The organism is Rickettsia montanensis str. OSU 85-930, assembly GCF_000284175.1.
GTDB classification, from domain to species: Bacteria; Pseudomonadota; Alphaproteobacteria; order Rickettsiales; family Rickettsiaceae; genus Rickettsia; species Rickettsia rickettsii.
In genome coordinates, this window is the sequence record NC_017043.1 from 471,026 (window position 1) to 488,527 (window position 17,502).

Genomic DNA, 17,502 nt, shown 5'->3' on the forward strand with positions numbered 1-17,502 from the left:
ACTATAGTTTTTTTATAAAGTTTTAATAAATGTTATATTTTTACCACATTGGCGTTATGCCTTATCAGTGTCATCCCGTGGTCAAGTCACGGGATGACGAACTAATTATTTCCCTACTTTTCGTTAAATATTAGCACTTCAGCAGTATTTGCCCATTTTAGCATTTCGTCGTATTTAGTATGCCAAATACGCATAATTTCTTTTTCATATTCTACAATTTGCTCTTCTAATCCTTCAAATTGTTTTACCATTTGACGTGCTTTAAAAAGTATCGTGTCATTAGTAACGTCAAAAACTTTTTTCAAATGACGGTCTTGTTCTTCTTTATAATTTAAATGAGCTGCTCTACCAAGCTCGGCATCTTTATGCATATCTTCACTTCTTATCTGTATTTCAAAATTACGTTTAGAGTGTAAAAGCTGCATTATATTATGAAGAGACTGATAGCCGTTGCTTTTTGGTCTATTGATAGCCGTTGCTTTTTGGTCTATTGATATAATCTTTGGTGTATAACCAATCTAAATGCGGAGAACTCTTAACTACGTCCAAAGCATTATAGCATAGAGCTTTAGATTTAACTATAATCCTACATGCAATTAAGTCTTTCAATGCATCAATCGGCACTTCTTTCCTTTTCATCTTTTTTAAAACAGAATAAGGTTCTTTAAGACGCATGTATATCTCATTTTCTATATCTGCTTTATTTAAATCTTCTTTAAGCAGATTAATAATATCATAAATCAAATCCCCTCCTGCTACCTAAAATTCTCTATATCTCTATTCTTAGTAAATATTACCTATAGCTTTTAGAACTTAAATCCACAAGACTGTTCATAACACTATTCAAGTAATTTATAAAATTAATTCTTTAACTAAAAATTAAAAAACAGATTAATAGTAAAAATAAATTTTTTCAATATAATTGTTTAATTAATTTTAACTTAGATTAATTGGATAAGTTCCTTAATAGCCATTTTACGGCTAAATACCTGCCGTTGTGCAGTTCCGTTGTCATCCCGTGGCTATGGGGATCTTGCATCACAGACTGTGTCCTAAGATGCCGCGGTCGAACCGCTGTATGATATTAAATGAATAATAGCATTAAGCAATAAACAAGTCAGAAAATTTATCTATAGAACTTTCCGAAACACTACTTAGAACTTCAGACATTTTGTTAAATTCTCCGGTACATTCAAGCACTATATCTACGCCTGCATCTAAAACTGCTTTGGTCATATCTGCCATACTACCGCTTAAAGCTTTCATATCTATTGCATCGGAAATAATAAGCCCTTTAAAGCCGATATTATTTTTAATATAGTCTATAACTTTTTTTGATAGGGTGGCAGGGTTCTCAGGATCAAGAGCTTTGTAAATTATATGTGCCGTCATAGCAAGTTTAATATTATCGTGCTTCGCTAGCTCCTTAAATACTTTAAAGTCTGTTTTTTCTAACTCTTCTATATCAGCATCGACAATCGGTAATTTTTTATGGCTATCCACCGTAGCTCTACCATGGCCCGGAATATGTTTTATACAAGCCCCGACTTTCTCTTCTTGTAATCCGTCTATAGCAGCTAAACATAAAGGCACAACTACTTCCGGCTCCCCGCCGAAACTTCTATCGCCGACTATCTTGTCTGCTCCTTCGTGGATCAAATCCGCTACCGGTGCAAAATCTAGATTAATACCTACTGCTCTCAGCTCTTTCGCAATATCACTATAATTTTGTTTACATGCTTGGGGATCAGTAAAAGTTTGAGCAGCTGGAGCGTCATAAAAAGTCGGTGCTATGAGCCTTTTTACCCTACCGCCTTCTTGATCTATAGAGATGATAGTATTTTCCCCTAATACTTTTTTTATATCTGCAATAAGCTTAATAGGGGCTTCTTTATCCTGCGCACCGTTATCATTCTTTCTAATATTACGACGGAATAAAATGACACCTAAAGGATTATGCCCTTCAAATAATTCTCTTTCTGCATCGGTTAATTCAGGACCAGATATACCTATAATTACTGGCTTTACCATTTGTCTTATTGTCATAATATGCTACTTTCTTTTCTTTAAAACGTGATATGACAAGTACTATACGCAAGTCATCTAGGAATCGGCAAGAATTTTTTTTATTTGAAGAGACAAATTATGGAAGTTGGTCAGTAATATATCGATTCTAGCGGTAGGAAAAAATGTAATACCTTTATTTAAAGATTTTTGAAGTAGATCAATATCATTAGCAGTATAATATTTTCTATTATTTATTTTATAATTAGATAAATCAGGGCTTTTTGTCTCTAGATATCTTAATTGATGTAAAGCAATATTTAAATGCTTAATCACTTCACTAGAAGAATAATATTTTTTTGTTAGCTTATTGTTTGTCATATACTCCGAATACAGATTTTGTTGCATGTCTCGGGAAATGCTTTTTATGTCATTCCCGCGAAAGCGGGAGTCTCAAAAAATAACCTTAATATTGATACACATTATTGACAAAATAAACCTAAAAAAACAAGTTTTTTATAGGTTTTACTGGATTCCCGCTTTCGCGGGAATGACATAAAAAGCATTTCCCGAGACATGCAACAAGCCAACAAATTATAACGAAGTTCATCGAGTAGATCCATTAATTAAAGCTTTTAATTTAGAAGAAGGGACAAAACGTAAATTCTTTTTTGATTCTATAATTACCGGTGCTTTGGTATGAAAATTTATTCCGGGACGTGGATTTTTTTGTTTAACCTCAAAGCTACCAAAATTCTTTAAAGTTAATTTTTGCTCTTTTGCTATTTCTAAAATATTAGAAAAAACAGTATGAACTATTTCCTCGCATAAATTATTTGAAAAACCCAATTTAGAGCTTAACATAGCTGCAATTTTTTCTTTGGTAATAGTCATAAATAATACCGGTTTTTAAGGGTATATTGTCCGCAGTCATTGCGAGGAGAAACTATAAGTTTCGACAAAGCAATCTCAGGAGTTTATCCTACTTTATGAGATTGCCGCGTCGATGCTACGCATCTCCTCGCAATGACGTTAAAAAATTACGAATTTGCTTTTTCTTTATCGTTATTATATTCGTTAATATTTTTATTTAGCTCTTCTAATTTATCCACTAGGTGCTGACGTATTTTTTCTTGTTTCTTGCTGCCTGCTTTTTTATAATCTTCCATTTTTGCTTTTACAGCATCTATAGATTAGTTCTTCACCTTTTTTATCTTTCTGATCTTTCACATTCTTTTTTATCTCTGCAACGCTTTGGGCTATCTGATCATAAGTATTGCTTAAGGTCTGATTAAATTTATCGGCTCCCGTTTGTGCTAGGTTTGTTAAATTGTCTTTTAATTCCTGTAAGTTTTCGGTAATTGTTTTTGTACTGCTTGTAGCTACTTCTTCAGTTTGCACTTCATTTGCTTTTGTGTCACCCTTGGTAGGCAAATCTGCAAAAATGCTAGGTGTTAATAATAAAGTAGCGGTAGCACCTAATGTTATTAAAATTTTATTATATTCTCCAATTATTTATGTTTATTATTATATTGTTCAACTCTCTTACTTAAATCATCAAGTTTTTTCACAAGAGTTTGTCTATATTCTTCCACTTTATCATCTTTAATTTTCTGATAATCCTGTAACTCTTTCGTTAAATTTTTATATTGCTCTTTTATAGTTTCTAAAGAATGGTCTTTACTATCCTTAGCATATTCCTCTAAATCATTAATTTTGACGGATAATTTATCCGCTACTTCATGACATTTTTTATTAAAATCGACAGTAATAATTTTAGCAGAGTCCTAAAGATTTTTATGTCATTCTTCAAGTGCTTCACTTATAGTTCTCATAAAACCTCTTTATTGAAATAGTTAATAAAAATTAAACTTAAGTATTATATACCGGTATCATAAATAATATAATTATAAAAAGCAATTTTAAAAAGTACATATTGAATATATAGTTATTGTATCAAATAAATTTGAGGGTATTATGACATTAGAACTAGGAAAAAAAGTTCCTGATTTATCTTTACACATAGGTAAAGATAATGTAATTAAACTATCGGATTTAAAAGGAAAATTCGTAATATTATATTTTTATCCGAAAGACGATACACCTGGATGTACTATTGAAGCACAAGATTTTAACAAGTTAAAACCGGAATTCGATAAACTTAATACGGTAATTATCGGAGTATCCAAAGATAAGCTTGACTCTCATGATAAATTTAAAGAAAAATATAGTTTAGGATTTGATTTAGCCTCTGATGCAAATTCAAATTTATGCGAACAATTAGGGGTATGGATAGAAAAATCAATGTTCGGTAAAAAATATATGGGTATTGATAGAGCTACGTTTTTACTTGATAAGGAAGGCATAGTTAAGCATATTTGGCGGTCGGTAAATGCTAAAAATCACGCTCAAGAAGTACTTGAGAAATTACGGACTATGCTTTCTTAAAATGTCATACCGTGGCTCATTTTTTTGTCATTGCGAGGAAATTGCATAGCAATTGACGAAGAATCTCAGGATATTTGACGAGATTGCCACGCAGCCTACGGCTGCTCGCAATGACGTTTCATTTCTTCCATCTATTGTGAAACCAAAACCATTGGGAAGGATTTTGCTTAACCCATTCTCCTAGCATTTGATTAATATTAAGCATAATATTATAGCAATCGGCTTTATTATCGCCGGTTTGCTCAAACTTTAATTGCGGGTGAACTATTACTTTAAAATAACTGCCTTTAGTTCTAATGATTTGGCAAGGTATAATTGGATATTTATACTGCAAAGCAATTTTAGCGATGGCGCTTGCAGTCATAGCAGGATGCCCTAAAAAAGGCACTTCAATTCCATCGTTCATTTTTTGATCAACAAGCATCACAATAGGTTCACTCTCCTTGATAGCCCTGACTAAAGCTCTGCTACCTTCAGGACCTTTCGGTATAAGTCTTAATTTATCACCGGCACGACTTTCATTAACCAACTTGTTAACATACGGGTTATTTGCTTTACGATAAATTACGGCAACTTTCGGATAAAATTTATGAAGAAGCTTAAGACTAATATCCCAATTGGCAAAGTGACCGCTAAATAATAAAAAAGGTTGTCCTTCAAGTTTTTTAATATTTTCTATACCGATTATTTCGATTCTACGCTCTAACTCGACTTCATCCATCTTGCCAACATATGTAAATTCACCGATAAACCTACCGAAATTATCCCAAGTTTGATCTATGATTTTTTCAACATCACACATATCGCCGAATACTACTTTAATATTTCGTCTAGCAATTTTATTAACAGCAAATAATATACCGACTTTTCTTGCTATAAAACTACAAATATCCGCCGCTTTATCTACACCGAATATTCCTATTACCTTTAGGAATATAACAACGATAAAATACTCAATTAAATATCTGAGCTTTTTTAAAAATTTTTTCATTTAATAAATCAGGATTGTTTATAGATAATTCTACATCTAGACAGACAATATTATTATTTAAATCATTAAACTTAACATGATCTTTTCTTGTAGTAACTAAGGTAGCGTTATGCTCTTTAGCTAATGAATATAAATTTTCTAAATCTGCTTGTAAATAATTATAATGATCAGGAAAAATTTTGTAACCGGTTATATTTAATCCGTAATTTTTTAAAGTCGCAAAGAAACGCTCAGGATTACCGATACCGCTAAAAGCAAAATAATTTTTAGTTTTATCTATATTATTTGCAGGAACTATTTGAGCATTTATTAACTTATTGACATAAGGAGTTAAAATATTCGGTATTTTATCTTGGTGGCTACTGACTAAAAAAATTAAATCAGCTGCATCAAGGACTTTATTTGGATATTGTCTTAAAGGACCGGCAGGAATTAGAAAACCGTTGCCGAAAAGCCTTTGGCTATCTACTGAGACTATAGTAAAGTCTTTATGAAAATAAGGATTTTGTAGGAAATCATCAACTATTATTGTATCAGGTTTAAGCTCGTTAATTAACGGCACAATCTCTTTAATACTTTTAGTAGCAATAACTGCTCCGTACTTTGCAAGTATTACCCCCTCATCTCCTGCCTCTAATGCTGTATGTCCTTGATGTATGGTAGTTGCACTTTTAAGGTTACTACCATAAGCCTTAGTTACTATTACAAAACTTACATTTCTAGCTTTTAGTAATTTGGCTAGATACATTACTATCTGCGTCTTACCCGTACCTCCTACACTACAATTACCGACACAAATAACTTTAGCAGGCAACATAATAGGACGTGCTAAACTAGCTCGTAAATAGCCTAAAAATTGATATATCAAGCTTATAGGCAAAAGCAAATAAGCTATAATATTTCGCTTCTGCCAAAATTCAGGATATAAAAGTTTGATCATAGTTTAACATTTACGGTAGTTAAAAATAAAGTCAAACGGATTGATTGTTTTATTATCTAACAGAATTTCAAAATGCAAATGTTCACCCGTTGCATTACCAGTGCTTCCTTGTATACCGATAAATTGACCACGCTTAATTTTATTTCCTTCCTTGACTGACATTTCTTTTAAATGAGCATATTTCGTAACAAATTTGCGTCCATGTTTAATCTCAACAAAATTCCCGTAATCAGGTGCTCTAGCGGCTTTTATAACAATTCCACTTGCTGCTGCATATATCGGTGCTGCTTTTTTAGCTTGTAAATCAATACCGCTATGGAAACATTTCTTTTTTCTTTTCTTTTTATAAGGACTTGTCCTAATTCCGTAATGGCTAGTAATTTTCGGCTCATATTCCGGCATCATAAGCGGTATTGTACTAATTATTTTATCAAGCTTGGTTAATTCCGAGATATTATTCCTATGAGTTTGTTTTTTTGCAAAATAGCTAGCTTCCGGTTTAGAGAGAAACTGATATTTTGAATTTAGTTTTGTTACAACTGCCTTTATATCAGCTATTTTTATTTCGGCTGCTTTATTAAATTCTGCCGGGTTTTTATTATGGAATTTGTGTAAAAAAATCTTATTTTGTTTAGGGTTATTAATTATTAGACCTAAGTTTTTTGCATATATATATTTGCTATTTTTGTTTGTTAAATCATACTGTACTACTAAATCCGCATGGCTGATTTTATATTTTTGCTTTAATTGAGATGAAGTAGTAGAAAGTAACGTAGTATCACTAGATTCTTTAATACTGCTACAACCTTGAACAAGAAAAACTATAAACAGTAAAAAGATATATTTTTTAAAAGACATTAAAGATAAATGTATGTAAATTTCAAATTAAGAGTGCCACTTAAATATTCTGTTAATTTCTCTAATTCTCCTCTAATATTTGGAGGGTTAATTAACATTAACCCACACTTTACCATATTTTTATCACTATTTAAAAGCTCAGATTCAATAATCATAGTTTCTTTAAATCCGATATTTTTGTAATTGTGGTAAAAATCACGGACTAAAGATAAATCTTTTATAGGATACCAAATTAAGACAGTATTATTAAGAACTCGTAGCTTGATTTTTTTAAGTGCTTCAAGTAATTTTTGAAACTCATTTTTCACTTCAAAAGGCGGATCAAGAAAAATTAATCCTCTATTCTCTTTAAATGGTAGTAAAGCTTTGATAGCATTATAAGCATCTATATTATGCGTATCATTTGGTAATAATTTTTTTAAACTTAAATAATCGCTTGGATGAAGTTCGCAGGCAATTAAGCGATCATTTGGTCTTAATAATTGTTTAATTATAAAAGGTGAACCTGGGTAGTGACTTTTGCCTGCTATATTTATTATATTTAAAAAAGTTTGTAAGAGCTGAGGAATAGGATCGGTAGCTTGCAGTAATTTATTAATTCCCGTATCACTTTCTAGAGTTTTAGAAGCCGCCTCCGAGTTTAAATCGTAAAGACCTAGCCCAGCAAAAGCATCTAAAACCACAAAAGGTTTTTCTTTTTTCTTGAGCTGTTCTAAAATACTAATTAGGACTAAATGTTTGACTATATCGGCAAAATTGCCTGCATGATAAATATGACGATAGTTCATTTTAAATTAATCATAAATTTCACTTCTATGACCAACTCGCGGGAATGACACAGAGCATATACTTTACAAACCATATTTCTTTTTTAAGAATTCCGTTGCTTCTGCTGAAATAAGTAATTTATCACTTTTATTATTGCTTCTTGCTAAAGCAGTTGCTGCCTCTTCTCTATCTTCTTTTAGTTCACGTAAATAATTTTTAATGGCTTCTCGTATTAGTTTAGATTTAGGCATCTCGTCTAACTTAGCTACAGCAATTATATATTATATCATAGTATAATTTACTGTGCAATCTTTCGTAAAAGCAGTATAGATTAATACTATAGCCTTTAATTAGATATTCTTTCAGTAAGTATTGTCTAGTTTTCTTTCTTTTAGAATTTTATTAATATGTTTTGTAATAACTGTTCTATCTTTGTCAAAAAGTTTAGCATTGCCTAGAAAAAGTTGTTTTATAGTGTAGTTTAGCTTTCCGATGTCATTCCCGCTTCCGCGGAAATGACATCGAGTTTTTTATTTACTATCATTTAGTTAGCAATGCCTTACTTTAAACATTTTTTATAAGCGTAAGCCATTCTTCTTCATCAATAATTTTAATATTAAGCTCTTTAGCTTTTTTAAGTTTACTGCCTGCATCAACGCCGGCTACAACTAAATCCGTGTTCGATGATACGCCAGCTGCAACTTTAGCCCCAAGCTTCTCAGCCGTTGCTTTAGCTTCCGCTCTAGATATCGTTGGTAAACTACCGGTAAATACTACTATCTTGTCCGTTAAACTACTCTGTTCTCTAGTCTCTTTATAATCTTCAATATTTAATATTGCACCAAGTTTTTTGATAAGCTCAATATTTTCTTTAACATCAAAAAAATCAATAATATCTACTAAAATCTTATCACCGATTCCTTCTAAATTGTTTAGTTTTTGATAAATATCAGGCTCATTTGTTCTAAGCAATTCCATTTGAGCTATAAAATTATTATAGCTGCCAAATTCTTTAGCAAGTAATTTAGCATTTTGTTCACCGATACGCCTTATGCCTAATGCATATATAAATCTTGGCAAACTAACGTTTTTTGATTTTTCTATATTTTTAAAAAGATTTTCTACTGATTTTTTACCCCATCCATCCATATTTTCAAGTTTTGCTAAGCTAGAGTCATTTTTTTCTTTTAAAAAGAAAATATCTAAAGGATTACTAATCAATCCATTATCTATTAAAAACTCAATTTGCTTACGCCCAAGCCCCTCAATATCCATAGCATTTTTCGATACAAAATGACGGATACGCTCATAATTCTGAGCAGGGCAGTTAAGGCCATTATCACAGCGTATAATAATATCTTCAGGCATATAATGTAACTTAGAATTGCATGACAGACAAAATAAAGGAGTATCAAACGTTGCTGTATCACTAGGACGTTTATCAAAATCAACTCCCATGATTTTAGGAATAACGTCACCAGCACGTTGCAGGAATACATAATCCTTAATCCGTACATCTTTTCGTGCAATTTCTTGGAAATTATGTAATGTTGCTCTGCTAACAGTTACCCCACCTATTTCTATGGGTTCAAGTTCGGCTACCGGCGTTAACGTACCAGTTCTACCGACCTGTACAGTAATAGAAAGTAACTTTGTTCGTCCTATTATTGCAGGAAATTTATGCGCGGTAGCAAAGCGTGGACTTCGTGCAATAAAGCCCATTCTATTTTGCAGTGCAAAATCATTTAGCTTATATACTACTCCATCAATTTCATAAGGTAAATTTTCTCTATTTGTTTTGAGATATTCGTAAAAGGCGAAAATTTCTTCTTCAGAACTCGCAAGTTTAGATATTTCATTAATGTTAAAGCCGCATTCTTTTAATTTTGTAAGTAATTGATCTTGTGAAGAAGCGAGATTCTGTTCAGTTACCCCTCCTGAATATACAAAATATTTGAGCGGTCTTTTAGCCGTAATAGAAGAATCAAGCTGACGAAGTGATCCGGCAGCAGCATTACGAGGATTGGCAAATTTATCCTTGCCCTGCTCTTCTTGTTCTTTATTTAGATTTAAAAAATCTTGTTTTTCAATATAAATTTCCCCTCGTACTTCTAAAAACTCCGGGACATTATCTATTTTATAAGGAAAATTTTTGATTGTTTTAATATTTGCTGTTATATCTTCACCGACATATCCGTCACCTCTTGTAGCTCCCGTTGTAAGCACCCCGTTTTTATAAACAGCAGAAAAAGACAAACCGTCTATTTTAGGTTCACAAAAGATAGGAGCAAACTCATTAAGGCGTAAGAAATTTTTTATACGGTCTACAAAATCTCTCACATCTTGCTCATCAAAAGCATTACTGAGAGATAGCATAGGCACTTGATGCGTAACTTTAGCAAATTTATTTACTATTTTAGCCCCTACTTTTTTGCTAGGACTATTTTCTAAAATTAAATGAGGAAATTTTTGTTCTAACTTGAGATTGGTATTAAATAGCTGATCATATTCGCTATCAGAAACTAAAGGATTATCTTCTATATAATAAGCATGGTTGTACGCTGCTATTTTATCAGCGAGTTCTTCTAGTAATTTTTGTGCTTCCTCTTCAGATATTAAATCAATATTTTGCATTAGTAGTTCATACTTTTATTTTAATTTACAATCAAATCCAATTCCTAAAATTTTTATTTTCTTCAAAATCGCTAATTGTTCGTTTTAGTCTTTCAGCATTTTTAGGACTTTTTAACAAGTATAGTTTCCTCCATAGCATTATGATCTTCAAGCGACATAATAACCACCGGTTTTTGTTTTTGTCTAGTTACAATCACTGAAGTGTGATCTGCACAAACTTTTTTCATAACATAACCTACTTAAGTACGTTTACATGTAATAAGGCATGTTTTATAACTAGTCACTTTAAGAATCGAAATCAAAATCTTTACCTAGTTTAATATATGCTCTAATACGGCTCATGAGATTTTGGAAATATGTTAAATTATGCCATGTCATTAGCATAGGGCCAAGTATTTCACCGATTCTAACTAAATGATGTAGATAAGCTTTACTATAGTTTCTACAAGCAGGACATAGGCAATCATGTTCTAGCGGCTTGTTATCATCGGCATATTTGCTATTGCGGATATTTACCGTACCGTATTTCGTAAAAGCCTGACCGTTGCGACCTGAGCGTGTCGGGATTACGCAGTCAAACATATCTATACCCCTGCTAACCGCACCTATAATATCAGCAGGCTTACCGACTCCCATTAAATAACGCGGCTTATTTTGCGGCAGAAAATCAGGAGCATAATCAAGTACTTTAAACATAAGCTCCTGCCCCTCACCTACTGCAAGTCCACCTATAGCATAACCCTCAAAATCAAGTTCTACTAGATCCTTAGCCGATTGCTCACGTAATTCTTCGTAAACACTACCTTGAATAATACCGAATTGTGCATAGCCTTCCCGCTTAACAAAAGCATTACGTGATCTATTCGCCCATCTAGTCGTAAGCTGCATAGAAGTTTTAGCTTCCTCAAAGGTTGCAGGGTAAGGAGTACATTCATCAAAAGCCATAGTGATTGTGCTACCAAGCAAATATTGTATTTCGGTAGAACGCTCAGGAGTTAACATATATTTATCGCCGTTAATATGAGAGCTGAAACTTACCCCCTCTTCGGTTATCTTGCGTAACTTCGATAGCGACATTACCTGAAAACCGCCAGAATCGGTTAATATCGGCTTATCCCAATTCATGAATTTATGTAAGCCACCAAGCCGTACTATACGTTCGGCAGTCGGCTGAAGCATTAAGTGGTAAGTATTGCTGAGCAATATATCCGCCCCCGTTTCTGCTACCGATTCAGGTAGCATTGCCTTAACCGTTCCTCTAGTTCCAACCGGCATAAAAGCGGGAGTACGCATCTCACCGTGTGCGGTTACGATAATACCGCTTCTAGCTTTTTTATGCTGATGATGAATATTAAAAGAAAATTTTGACACTGATAATCACTTATTTTTAAAAGCAATATCTTAGCATACTATAGTTTATCCTGGAATATAAAAATTAAGATTAAAAGCAGGTATCACCTAGAAGCAGTTGTTTTCCGCGTAATGATAATCTTTTCAACTCTAAATAATTTTATAAGTAAATTAGATTTAGAAAATTATAATTAGTACTACTGAGTGAATAATAGATGAAGAGGAGGGAAAGCGTTTAAAAGCTCAAAATGCAAGGAAAGAGCTTAAGTTAATATTAATAACATTTGCTATTATTCTCACTAGTTTTTTAACTTTTTGTTATTTCTTTTTTAACTAATATAGAAGAAAAAGCAGCAGAGTATAAATTACAGCAAGAACAAGAAGCAAAAATAAATAATAACACAAAATGAAATTGTTTAAATACAAAAGAAAAGTTTGAAATTTGTGTTTACGCTAAAAAGCTACTTGATAAACTCGAATATTTAAATACTAAAGTAAAAAAGCCTGTTGATATAGAGGAAGTTAAAAAAGGTATCTACTACGCTCGTAAATATCATGGTTCACAAATGTGTCAGTCAGGCGATCCGTATTATTCGCACCCGATCGAAGTAGCGATTATGCTTGCAGAGTTTGTAGCAGACGAAGCGCCTAAGCTTTTTACTTCTAATATGATAAATGCTGCTCTACTTCACTATACTATTGAGGATACAGAACTTACTGAAAAGAGGATCATCGAAATTTTTGGTAAAGAAATAGCAAAACATGTAGAAGGTTTAACTAGAATTAAACTTCACAGAAAAATCAGTGTCGAGGAAAGCTTAAACCTATTAATTAAGCAAAAAAGATATGATACCGCACTTATAAAATTATTTGAAATGTACAAACATTAGCAGCTAAATCACCTGAAAAAGCGAAGCAGATCATTGTGGAAACATTTAAGAAGTTTCTAGTTGTTGCTACACATTTAGAGTGTTATGAAATTGAAGAAAAGTTTAATGAAATTTGCTATAGGTTTTTATACAAAGATAAATTTTCTCAACAAAAACAAATATCATTATTCACTATGAATAACCTGCTTCTTTTTCCAACTTTTGAAAATGATTTAGACCAAACATACAAATTATAAGTAGTGAAACTATCACAACAAACAAACCATATTGACCCAAATATTTTGTTAAATATATAATTCCAAACGAAGTGATTATATACATTCAGGCTCTAGAAACAGCATGTATCATACTACTGTAAAGCGTTTAAAAACTGGAAAATGCCTAAAAAAGATTGAAACAGCAGGAACAGTATCAAATGAACATATTATCAAACCTATTTGAATTAAAAGAAGCTGGAAAGGTGTAGTTGTACTTTTTAAAAGGTATGGTGAAAATAGAATAAATATAAAGAGTAAAGCTAATTTTACTCTAAGAATTTTTAAAGGATATATTTTATAACTTAGAAAACATATTAAAGACATACTAGCTAGGTGGAACATTGAAATAATAAAATTATGATGAATAACCTGAGCTGCACTATATCCAAATGCATTCTTTAAAACTGCACCACAAGTAATATAAGTATAGTAGAAACATATGGGCCAAGCACAACTCATTATGAAATATATAGTTGTCTTCTTATTAGGTTTTTGGTTAAAAATCTCATCGTTTTTTAATTCTTTTTTGTCGATATTTGCTTTTTCATATTTTCGTAAAAGTCTAGCACTTGCATCTACAAAATCAGGCGTTTCTCTAAGATGAGCTCTAGCGTGGCCCCTCACAACTATAATAATTGCACCTATCCAAACAGCAAGACGCCAATTAAATCCTTGAGTGGTAACTAAAGATACTATAGCTAAAGCTGCAGTTGTCCCAATTACTGATGCTACACTACGGGATATTGTATAGGTGGTTTTGTAATTTCAGTTAAATAAAGTTCTGCTAACACTATTTCACCTACAGAAGATATACCTTGAATTGCACGGCAAATTGTGATTAATACAGCAGCAAAATAACCTACTTGTTCATAAGTAGGAGCATTTGCCATAATTATACAGGATAAAGCCATTAAGGTAACGTACAACATTCAATCAAAATACTCAAGAAAAGTAGCTGTAGGTAAAATTCCCGTGGCTTCTTTTTGGTTGCTTGTTAAACTGCTCTGTTCTTTTTCATAGTCTAGCATAAATTCTTTACAAAAAATTCTGTTTTATATAAAAGTCAATAGGAAATTTCGCTTTACACGATAAATAAGAAAAGGAAGTACAACTTAATATATTTCGTGAATTGATAGAAAAAAGCTATAATATATTGCGATGTTTTTTATAGTTGTAATTATATAGATTTAACTGTATTCCCCAGAAAATAGTAACGTTAAAAGCAAGAAACAAACTAATAATTAGTACTTTAAAATTTACTTTATTTTATTAGCATGATAGATATGTGATAAATAAACTAATTGAAAGAAAAAAATAAGTAATATACAGTAATGGTTCATTTTTAGATTGAAAAGTAAAAATACTATACTATACTTTAATTAGCAATAATTATTAAAACTAAACCTAGAATATTAAAAAAATAGACAAATGGTTTGCCATAAGATTTCTCTTCTTGCTTAATGCTACTTTTTAATAATTTATATATTAGAGATTTTAACATTGAATTACCTATTTCATAAGAATAGCGAGCAATACGCCTGCACCAAAAGCGTAGGCGAGGTTCCGCAAAGGGTGGCCACGTGTCGACTCACATAAATCCGCTACATTAGCTTTACCTTTATCCATGCCTTTATCTTTATAATGTTCCATAACGGATGATAAATTACCCAACTGCTCATCTAGAATATCTCCGGATTTACCTTTTACATTACGTATTTGATACCTTCGACATCTGCTTTAGCAGAGTTTGGAATTTGATTCTTTCATAATTTACTCCTTTATTAGTTTACATTTTGTTAAGCAAATTATTTTGCCTACAAAACTATACGATACTCCTCTTATAAGAACTTTACAATAGCTTAAACAATAAAAAAACCGAATCTAAACTAGATTCGGCTAAATTTAATGATTTTTTATTTCGTATTACTTCTACTTATTACCGAATAAAGAAACAATTTTATTAATTAATGATTCAATATTAATTGCTGATTGAGTATATTTTATCTCTTCATTAGCCGCTAAATTTTCATCGTCATTACCCGGTACAATTGAAATATATTTACCTCCAAGTAACCCGCTGGTGACTACTTGGGCTTTAGAATCTTTAGGTATTTTAACATCATCATTAATATTTAGATATACACTTGCATAAAAGCTATTTGGATCTAAAGTAATTTTCTTTACATTACCGATTTTTATACCTGAAATCATTACGCCGCTTCCGACTGCTATCCCTTCCGCACTTTGGAAATGAGCAGTTACCTGATAGCCTTTTGAGCTAGTTATAGAACTACCTGTTTTGTAGGCAAAAATCAAAAATAGCAAAGCAATAATTAATACTACAAAGCCTATAATTGTTTCAATAATGTTCTGTTGCATTGTTTTTTATATTTTATTAATTAATTATGGTTGCCATCTATTATATTTAAGATTTGATGTTTTAGGCAGCTTTTTAACTATTTTATTATTCTTTTGCCATGGAAAAAGCTGAGTATTTTTTGGTATCTCATTTACTAAATGATGTAACCAAGCGTGCCAACTTGGCGAAATTTTTGTAGGTTCATTTACATTTTTATAAATAACAAGCCTCCTTGGACGCCCTAAATAATCAATATTACGGCTTTCATAATATTGATTCAAAAACTCATCTTCTCCTACTTTTTTGTGCAAAAAAGTAATAAAAAACTTATCTATCCACGACATTTTAAAATTTCTATAGCAGTTTCTCTTCCTTGCACTGCAAGTTTATCGGCAGCAATATTACCGCTATTATTTGCATGACCTTTTACCCATTTCCAAATAATAGTATGTTTACTCAATTCTGCGTATAATTTTTGCCATAAATCGGCATTTTTAACGGGTTCATTGTTGCTTTTACACCAATTATTTTTTATCCAATTATGAATCCAAGCGGTAATTCCTTGTTGCAAATATTTACTATCGGTATAAATCTCAATATTACAAGATTTTTTTAAAATCCTCAAGGCTTCAAGTGCTGCCGTAATTTCCATACGATTATTAGTCGTGTCTAACTCATAACCAAATACTTCTTTGCTAGTATCATTAAATTGAAGCAAAGCTCCCCACCCTCCGGGACCTGGATTACCCGCACATGCACCATCAGTATATATCACTACTTTTGAATCCATAATATGCATTAACTAGGTTTAGAAGAATTACGAAACTTATCTAACATTATAACATTTGGACTTGAAGATGATGAAGTCTGATAACTTTTATTATTACTTATTTCCTCTTCATGTTGAGGATTTTCGTGTATATTTAACGACTGATTAAAAGTTAGACTGTAATTATTATTGGAATCAACAAAGCTAATAAGTGCATCAAAAGGTACGTAAATTATTTCTTTAACACCGTCAAAACTTACCGTTAAAGAAAAGCCCGTATCATTTACTATTAAATTTTCAAACTGATATTGCAGCACTATTGTTATCTGTTTCGGGTATGCCTGTTTAACTTTTGAAGGTAAAATTACCGCAGGGTTATCGGTTCTGTACGATATGTATATTAACTGATCCCAATATAAATCTTCATGCTGAATTTTTGTTAGAATTTTTTTCACAAATTTTAGCATATATTCATGCACAAATTTTTTATATTCAATATTCATACGAGAAAAATAAATAAAAATAGGTCAACGAAGTTTAATTTGAACAGTTTACGTCATTGCGAGGAAAAACTGTAAGTTTTGACGAAACAATCTCAGGAGTCCTACTTTATGAGATTGCCACATTCTCTACGTTCGCTCGCAATGACAAGATCAACCGTTTTTAGGCAATGCCAATTTTTCAAATTAAACAAGTATAAGTGAGGGTTTTTCTGTTGCCCGGCACACCCTCCAGCCGCGTAGGGTTAAGCTGCTAAAGCTAAACGACCTACAGAACGATTATTATCGTTTGCGTTTCTTTGTTTTGACCCATATGGCAAAAGCCATCGGCGGAATCATCCCGAGTAAAAGCAATCTTTTTATTAGGCACGTCGATCCTATTTCGCCCCCCAAAAATACTCGATGAACTTCGTATTGTCTACTCTTTAAGAGTTATTACATATTTAAACTTTTCTAAATGACGTAGCTAATAAAGAGGAATTTGAAGGCGACACGGAACGCAGAACCGCAGCGTACACGCAAGTAACGTGAGGATTCGAGTACCGGATCGACGTACAAATTACCTTTAGGAGCAAGTTATTTAGAAAGTTTTGGTGGAGGCGTCGGGTACTGCCCCCGAGTCCGCAACCTCTATTCTAAATTACGTTTATTACTATAGCTATATTAGCACCAAACATTATGCCTTAATTTGATTAAAATGTAAAGGTCAAATAAGAATTCTAGATTTATATTAA

General features: G+C 32.1%; 19 protein-coding genes, 1 other RNA gene and 4 pseudogenes. 3 read left to right on the forward strand and 21 right to left on the reverse strand.

Features of this window, described 5'->3' with window-relative positions:
- Positions 1–113: 113 nt before the first annotated feature.
- The 5 genes and pseudogenes from MCI_RS02595 to MCI_RS02615 all read right to left on the reverse strand — a co-directional run bounded on the left by MCI_RS02595 (position 114) and on the right by MCI_RS02615 (position 3,516).
- Positions 114–744: pseudogene (locus MCI_RS02595) on the reverse strand (bifunctional (p)ppGpp synthetase/guanosine-3',5'-bis(diphosphate) 3'-pyrophosphohydrolase).
- A 357-nt stretch (positions 745–1,101) separates the two neighbouring features.
- Entirely contained in the window at positions 1,102–2,046 is a 945-nt protein-coding gene (gene nagZ / locus MCI_RS02600; protein WP_014409541.1) for a beta-N-acetylhexosaminidase, read from the reverse strand.
- A gap of 57 nt (positions 2,047–2,103) precedes the next feature.
- Positions 2,104–2,385: a MerR family transcriptional regulator gene (locus MCI_RS02605; RefSeq protein WP_014409542.1), complete on the reverse strand. Its 282-nt coding sequence runs from the start codon at positions 2,383–2,385 to the stop codon at positions 2,104–2,106.
- A gap of 225 nt (positions 2,386–2,610) precedes the next feature.
- Positions 2,611–2,898, reverse strand: a complete 288-nt coding sequence (locus MCI_RS02610; RefSeq protein ID WP_014409543.1) for an HU family DNA-binding protein — start codon at positions 2,896–2,898, stop codon at positions 2,611–2,613.
- Positions 2,899–3,044: 146 nt separating this feature from the next.
- Positions 3,045–3,516, reverse strand: a pseudogene (locus tag MCI_RS02615) (hypothetical protein).
- A gap of 465 nt (positions 3,517–3,981) precedes the next feature.
- On the opposite strand from MCI_RS02615, the gene bcp reads away from it, so the two are divergent.
- Positions 3,982–4,452, forward strand: a complete 471-nt coding sequence (gene bcp, locus MCI_RS02620) for a thioredoxin-dependent thiol peroxidase (protein WP_014408978.1) — start codon at positions 3,982–3,984, stop codon at positions 4,450–4,452.
- A gap of 118 nt (positions 4,453–4,570) precedes the next feature.
- Here bcp and MCI_RS02625 read toward each other — a convergent pair whose 3' ends face one another.
- The 8 genes from MCI_RS02625 to tgt form a co-directional block, all read right to left on the reverse strand.
- The gene (locus tag MCI_RS02625; protein ID WP_014409544.1) at positions 4,571–5,443 is read right to left on the reverse strand and encodes a lipid A biosynthesis lauroyl acyltransferase; all 873 of its coding nucleotides are present in this window, start codon (positions 5,441–5,443) and stop codon (positions 4,571–4,573) included.
- Positions 5,406–6,383: a tetraacyldisaccharide 4'-kinase gene (gene lpxK, locus MCI_RS02630; RefSeq protein ID WP_014409545.1), complete on the reverse strand. Its 978-nt coding sequence runs from the start codon at positions 6,381–6,383 to the stop codon at positions 5,406–5,408. Before lpxK ends, MCI_RS02625 begins: the two co-directional genes overlap by 38 nt.
- A gap of 3 nt (positions 6,384–6,386) precedes the next feature.
- On the reverse strand, positions 6,387–7,241 hold the full coding sequence (locus tag MCI_RS02635; protein WP_014409546.1) for a M23 family metallopeptidase: 855 nt from the start codon (positions 7,239–7,241) through the stop codon (positions 6,387–6,389).
- Entirely contained in the window at positions 7,241–8,029 is a 789-nt protein-coding gene (locus MCI_RS02640) for a 23S rRNA (adenine(2030)-N(6))-methyltransferase RlmJ (RefSeq protein ID WP_014409547.1), read from the reverse strand. Before MCI_RS02640 ends, MCI_RS02635 begins: the two co-directional genes overlap by 1 nt.
- Positions 8,030–8,092: 63 nt before the next feature.
- The gene (locus tag MCI_RS02645; protein ID WP_198002877.1) at positions 8,093–8,260 is read right to left on the reverse strand and encodes a hypothetical protein; all 168 of its coding nucleotides are present in this window, start codon (positions 8,258–8,260) and stop codon (positions 8,093–8,095) included.
- 313 nt (positions 8,261–8,573) lie between these two features.
- On the reverse strand, positions 8,574–10,643 hold the full coding sequence (gene ligA, locus MCI_RS02650; RefSeq protein ID WP_014409548.1) for an NAD-dependent DNA ligase LigA: 2,070 nt from the start codon (positions 10,641–10,643) through the stop codon (positions 8,574–8,576).
- A 101-nt stretch (positions 10,644–10,744) separates the two neighbouring features.
- Positions 10,745–10,870 carry a type II toxin-antitoxin system Phd/YefM family antitoxin gene (locus MCI_RS09635; RefSeq protein ID WP_014364972.1) on the reverse strand — a complete coding sequence of 42 codons (126 nt, stop codon included), beginning with the start codon at positions 10,868–10,870 and terminating at the stop codon, positions 10,745–10,747.
- A 58-nt stretch (positions 10,871–10,928) separates the two neighbouring features.
- Positions 10,929–12,014: a tRNA guanosine(34) transglycosylase Tgt gene (tgt, locus tag MCI_RS02655; RefSeq protein ID WP_014409549.1), complete on the reverse strand. Its 1,086-nt coding sequence runs from the start codon at positions 12,012–12,014 to the stop codon at positions 10,929–10,931.
- Between the two features lie 187 nt (positions 12,015–12,201).
- On the opposite strand from tgt, the pseudogene MCI_RS07500 reads away from it, so the two are divergent.
- Both MCI_RS07500 and MCI_RS02660 read left to right on the forward strand, forming a co-directional pair.
- Positions 12,202–12,403 (forward strand): annotated as a pseudogene (locus MCI_RS07500) (hypothetical protein).
- A gap of 30 nt (positions 12,404–12,433) precedes the next feature.
- A pseudogene (locus tag MCI_RS02660) lies at positions 12,434–13,119 on the forward strand (HD domain-containing protein).
- 108 nt (positions 13,120–13,227) lie between these two features.
- Here the strand turns inward: MCI_RS02660 and MCI_RS09640 are convergent.
- From MCI_RS09640 to ssrA, 8 genes are all read right to left on the reverse strand, one after another.
- Complete coding sequence (locus MCI_RS09640) at positions 13,228–13,764, reverse strand: hypothetical protein (protein ID WP_232202713.1); 537 nt, start codon at positions 13,762–13,764, stop codon at positions 13,228–13,230.
- Positions 13,765–13,868: 104 nt separating this feature from the next.
- Positions 13,869–14,030, reverse strand: coding sequence for a hypothetical protein (locus MCI_RS09645; protein WP_232202714.1), 162 nt, complete (start codon positions 14,028–14,030; stop codon positions 13,869–13,871).
- Between the two features lie 39 nt (positions 14,031–14,069).
- On the reverse strand, positions 14,070–14,168 hold the full coding sequence (locus MCI_RS07515) for a hypothetical protein (RefSeq protein WP_014409550.1): 99 nt from the start codon (positions 14,166–14,168) through the stop codon (positions 14,070–14,072).
- A 901-nt stretch (positions 14,169–15,069) separates the two neighbouring features.
- Complete coding sequence (gene mlaD, locus MCI_RS02675) at positions 15,070–15,519, reverse strand: outer membrane lipid asymmetry maintenance protein MlaD (protein WP_014409553.1); 450 nt, start codon at positions 15,517–15,519, stop codon at positions 15,070–15,072.
- A 24-nt stretch (positions 15,520–15,543) separates the two neighbouring features.
- The gene (locus MCI_RS02680) at positions 15,544–15,843 is read right to left on the reverse strand and encodes an NADH-ubiquinone oxidoreductase subunit NDUFA12 family protein (RefSeq protein ID WP_014409554.1); all 300 of its coding nucleotides are present in this window, start codon (positions 15,841–15,843) and stop codon (positions 15,544–15,546) included.
- Entirely contained in the window at positions 15,831–16,298 is a 468-nt protein-coding gene (rnhA, locus tag MCI_RS02685) for a ribonuclease HI (RefSeq protein ID WP_004997577.1), read from the reverse strand. Before rnhA ends, MCI_RS02680 begins: the two co-directional genes overlap by 13 nt.
- Positions 16,298–16,771, reverse strand: a complete 474-nt coding sequence (locus tag MCI_RS02690) for an SspB family protein (protein ID WP_014409555.1) — start codon at positions 16,769–16,771, stop codon at positions 16,298–16,300. The genes rnhA and MCI_RS02690 overlap by 1 nt, the downstream gene beginning before the upstream one ends.
- 196 nt (positions 16,772–16,967) lie before the next feature.
- Positions 16,968–17,476: a transfer-messenger RNA gene (ssrA, locus tag MCI_RS07520) on the reverse strand.
- Positions 17,477–17,502 lie beyond the last annotated feature (26 nt).

Coding starts and splice junctions, on each gene's coding strand:
- ligA (WP_014409548.1), bottom strand. CDS start 10,643: ATGCAAAATATTGATTTAATATCTGAAGAGGAAGCACAAAAATTACTA.
- rnhA (WP_004997577.1), bottom strand. CDS start 16,298: ATGCATATTATGGATTCAAAAGTAGTGATATATACTGATGGTGCATGT.
- mlaD (WP_014409553.1), bottom strand. CDS start 15,519: ATGCAACAGAACATTATTGAAACAATTATAGGCTTTGTAGTATTAATT.
- MCI_RS02640 (WP_014409547.1), bottom strand. CDS start 8,029: ATGAACTATCGTCATATTTATCATGCAGGCAATTTTGCCGATATAGTC.
- MCI_RS02605 (WP_014409542.1), bottom strand. CDS start 2,385: ATGACAAACAATAAGCTAACAAAAAAATATTATTCTTCTAGTGAAGTG.
- MCI_RS02690 (WP_014409555.1), bottom strand. CDS start 16,771: ATGAATATTGAATATAAAAAATTTGTGCATGAATATATGCTAAAATTT.
- MCI_RS09645 (WP_232202714.1), bottom strand. CDS start 14,030: ATGGCAAATGCTCCTACTTATGAACAAGTAGGTTATTTTGCTGCTGTA.
- MCI_RS07515 (WP_014409550.1), bottom strand. CDS start 14,168: ATGCTAGACTATGAAAAAGAACAGAGCAGTTTAACAAGCAACCAAAAA.
- MCI_RS02610 (WP_014409543.1), bottom strand. CDS start 2,898: ATGACTATTACCAAAGAAAAAATTGCAGCTATGTTAAGCTCTAAATTG.
- MCI_RS02635 (WP_014409546.1), bottom strand. CDS start 7,241: ATGTCTTTTAAAAAATATATCTTTTTACTGTTTATAGTTTTTCTTGTT.
- nagZ (WP_014409541.1), bottom strand. CDS start 2,046: ATGACAATAAGACAAATGGTAAAGCCAGTAATTATAGGTATATCTGGT.
- lpxK (WP_014409545.1), bottom strand. CDS start 6,383: ATGATCAAACTTTTATATCCTGAATTTTGGCAGAAGCGAAATATTATA.
- MCI_RS02625 (WP_014409544.1), bottom strand. CDS start 5,443: ATGAAAAAATTTTTAAAAAAGCTCAGATATTTAATTGAGTATTTTATC.
- MCI_RS09635 (WP_014364972.1), bottom strand. CDS start 10,870: ATGAAAAAAGTTTGTGCAGATCACACTTCAGTGATTGTAACTAGACAA.
- MCI_RS02645 (WP_198002877.1), bottom strand. CDS start 8,260: ATGCCTAAATCTAAACTAATACGAGAAGCCATTAAAAATTATTTACGT.
- bcp (WP_014408978.1), top strand. CDS start 3,982: ATGACATTAGAACTAGGAAAAAAAGTTCCTGATTTATCTTTACACATA.
- MCI_RS02680 (WP_014409554.1), bottom strand. CDS start 15,843: ATGTCGTGGATAGATAAGTTTTTTATTACTTTTTTGCACAAAAAAGTA.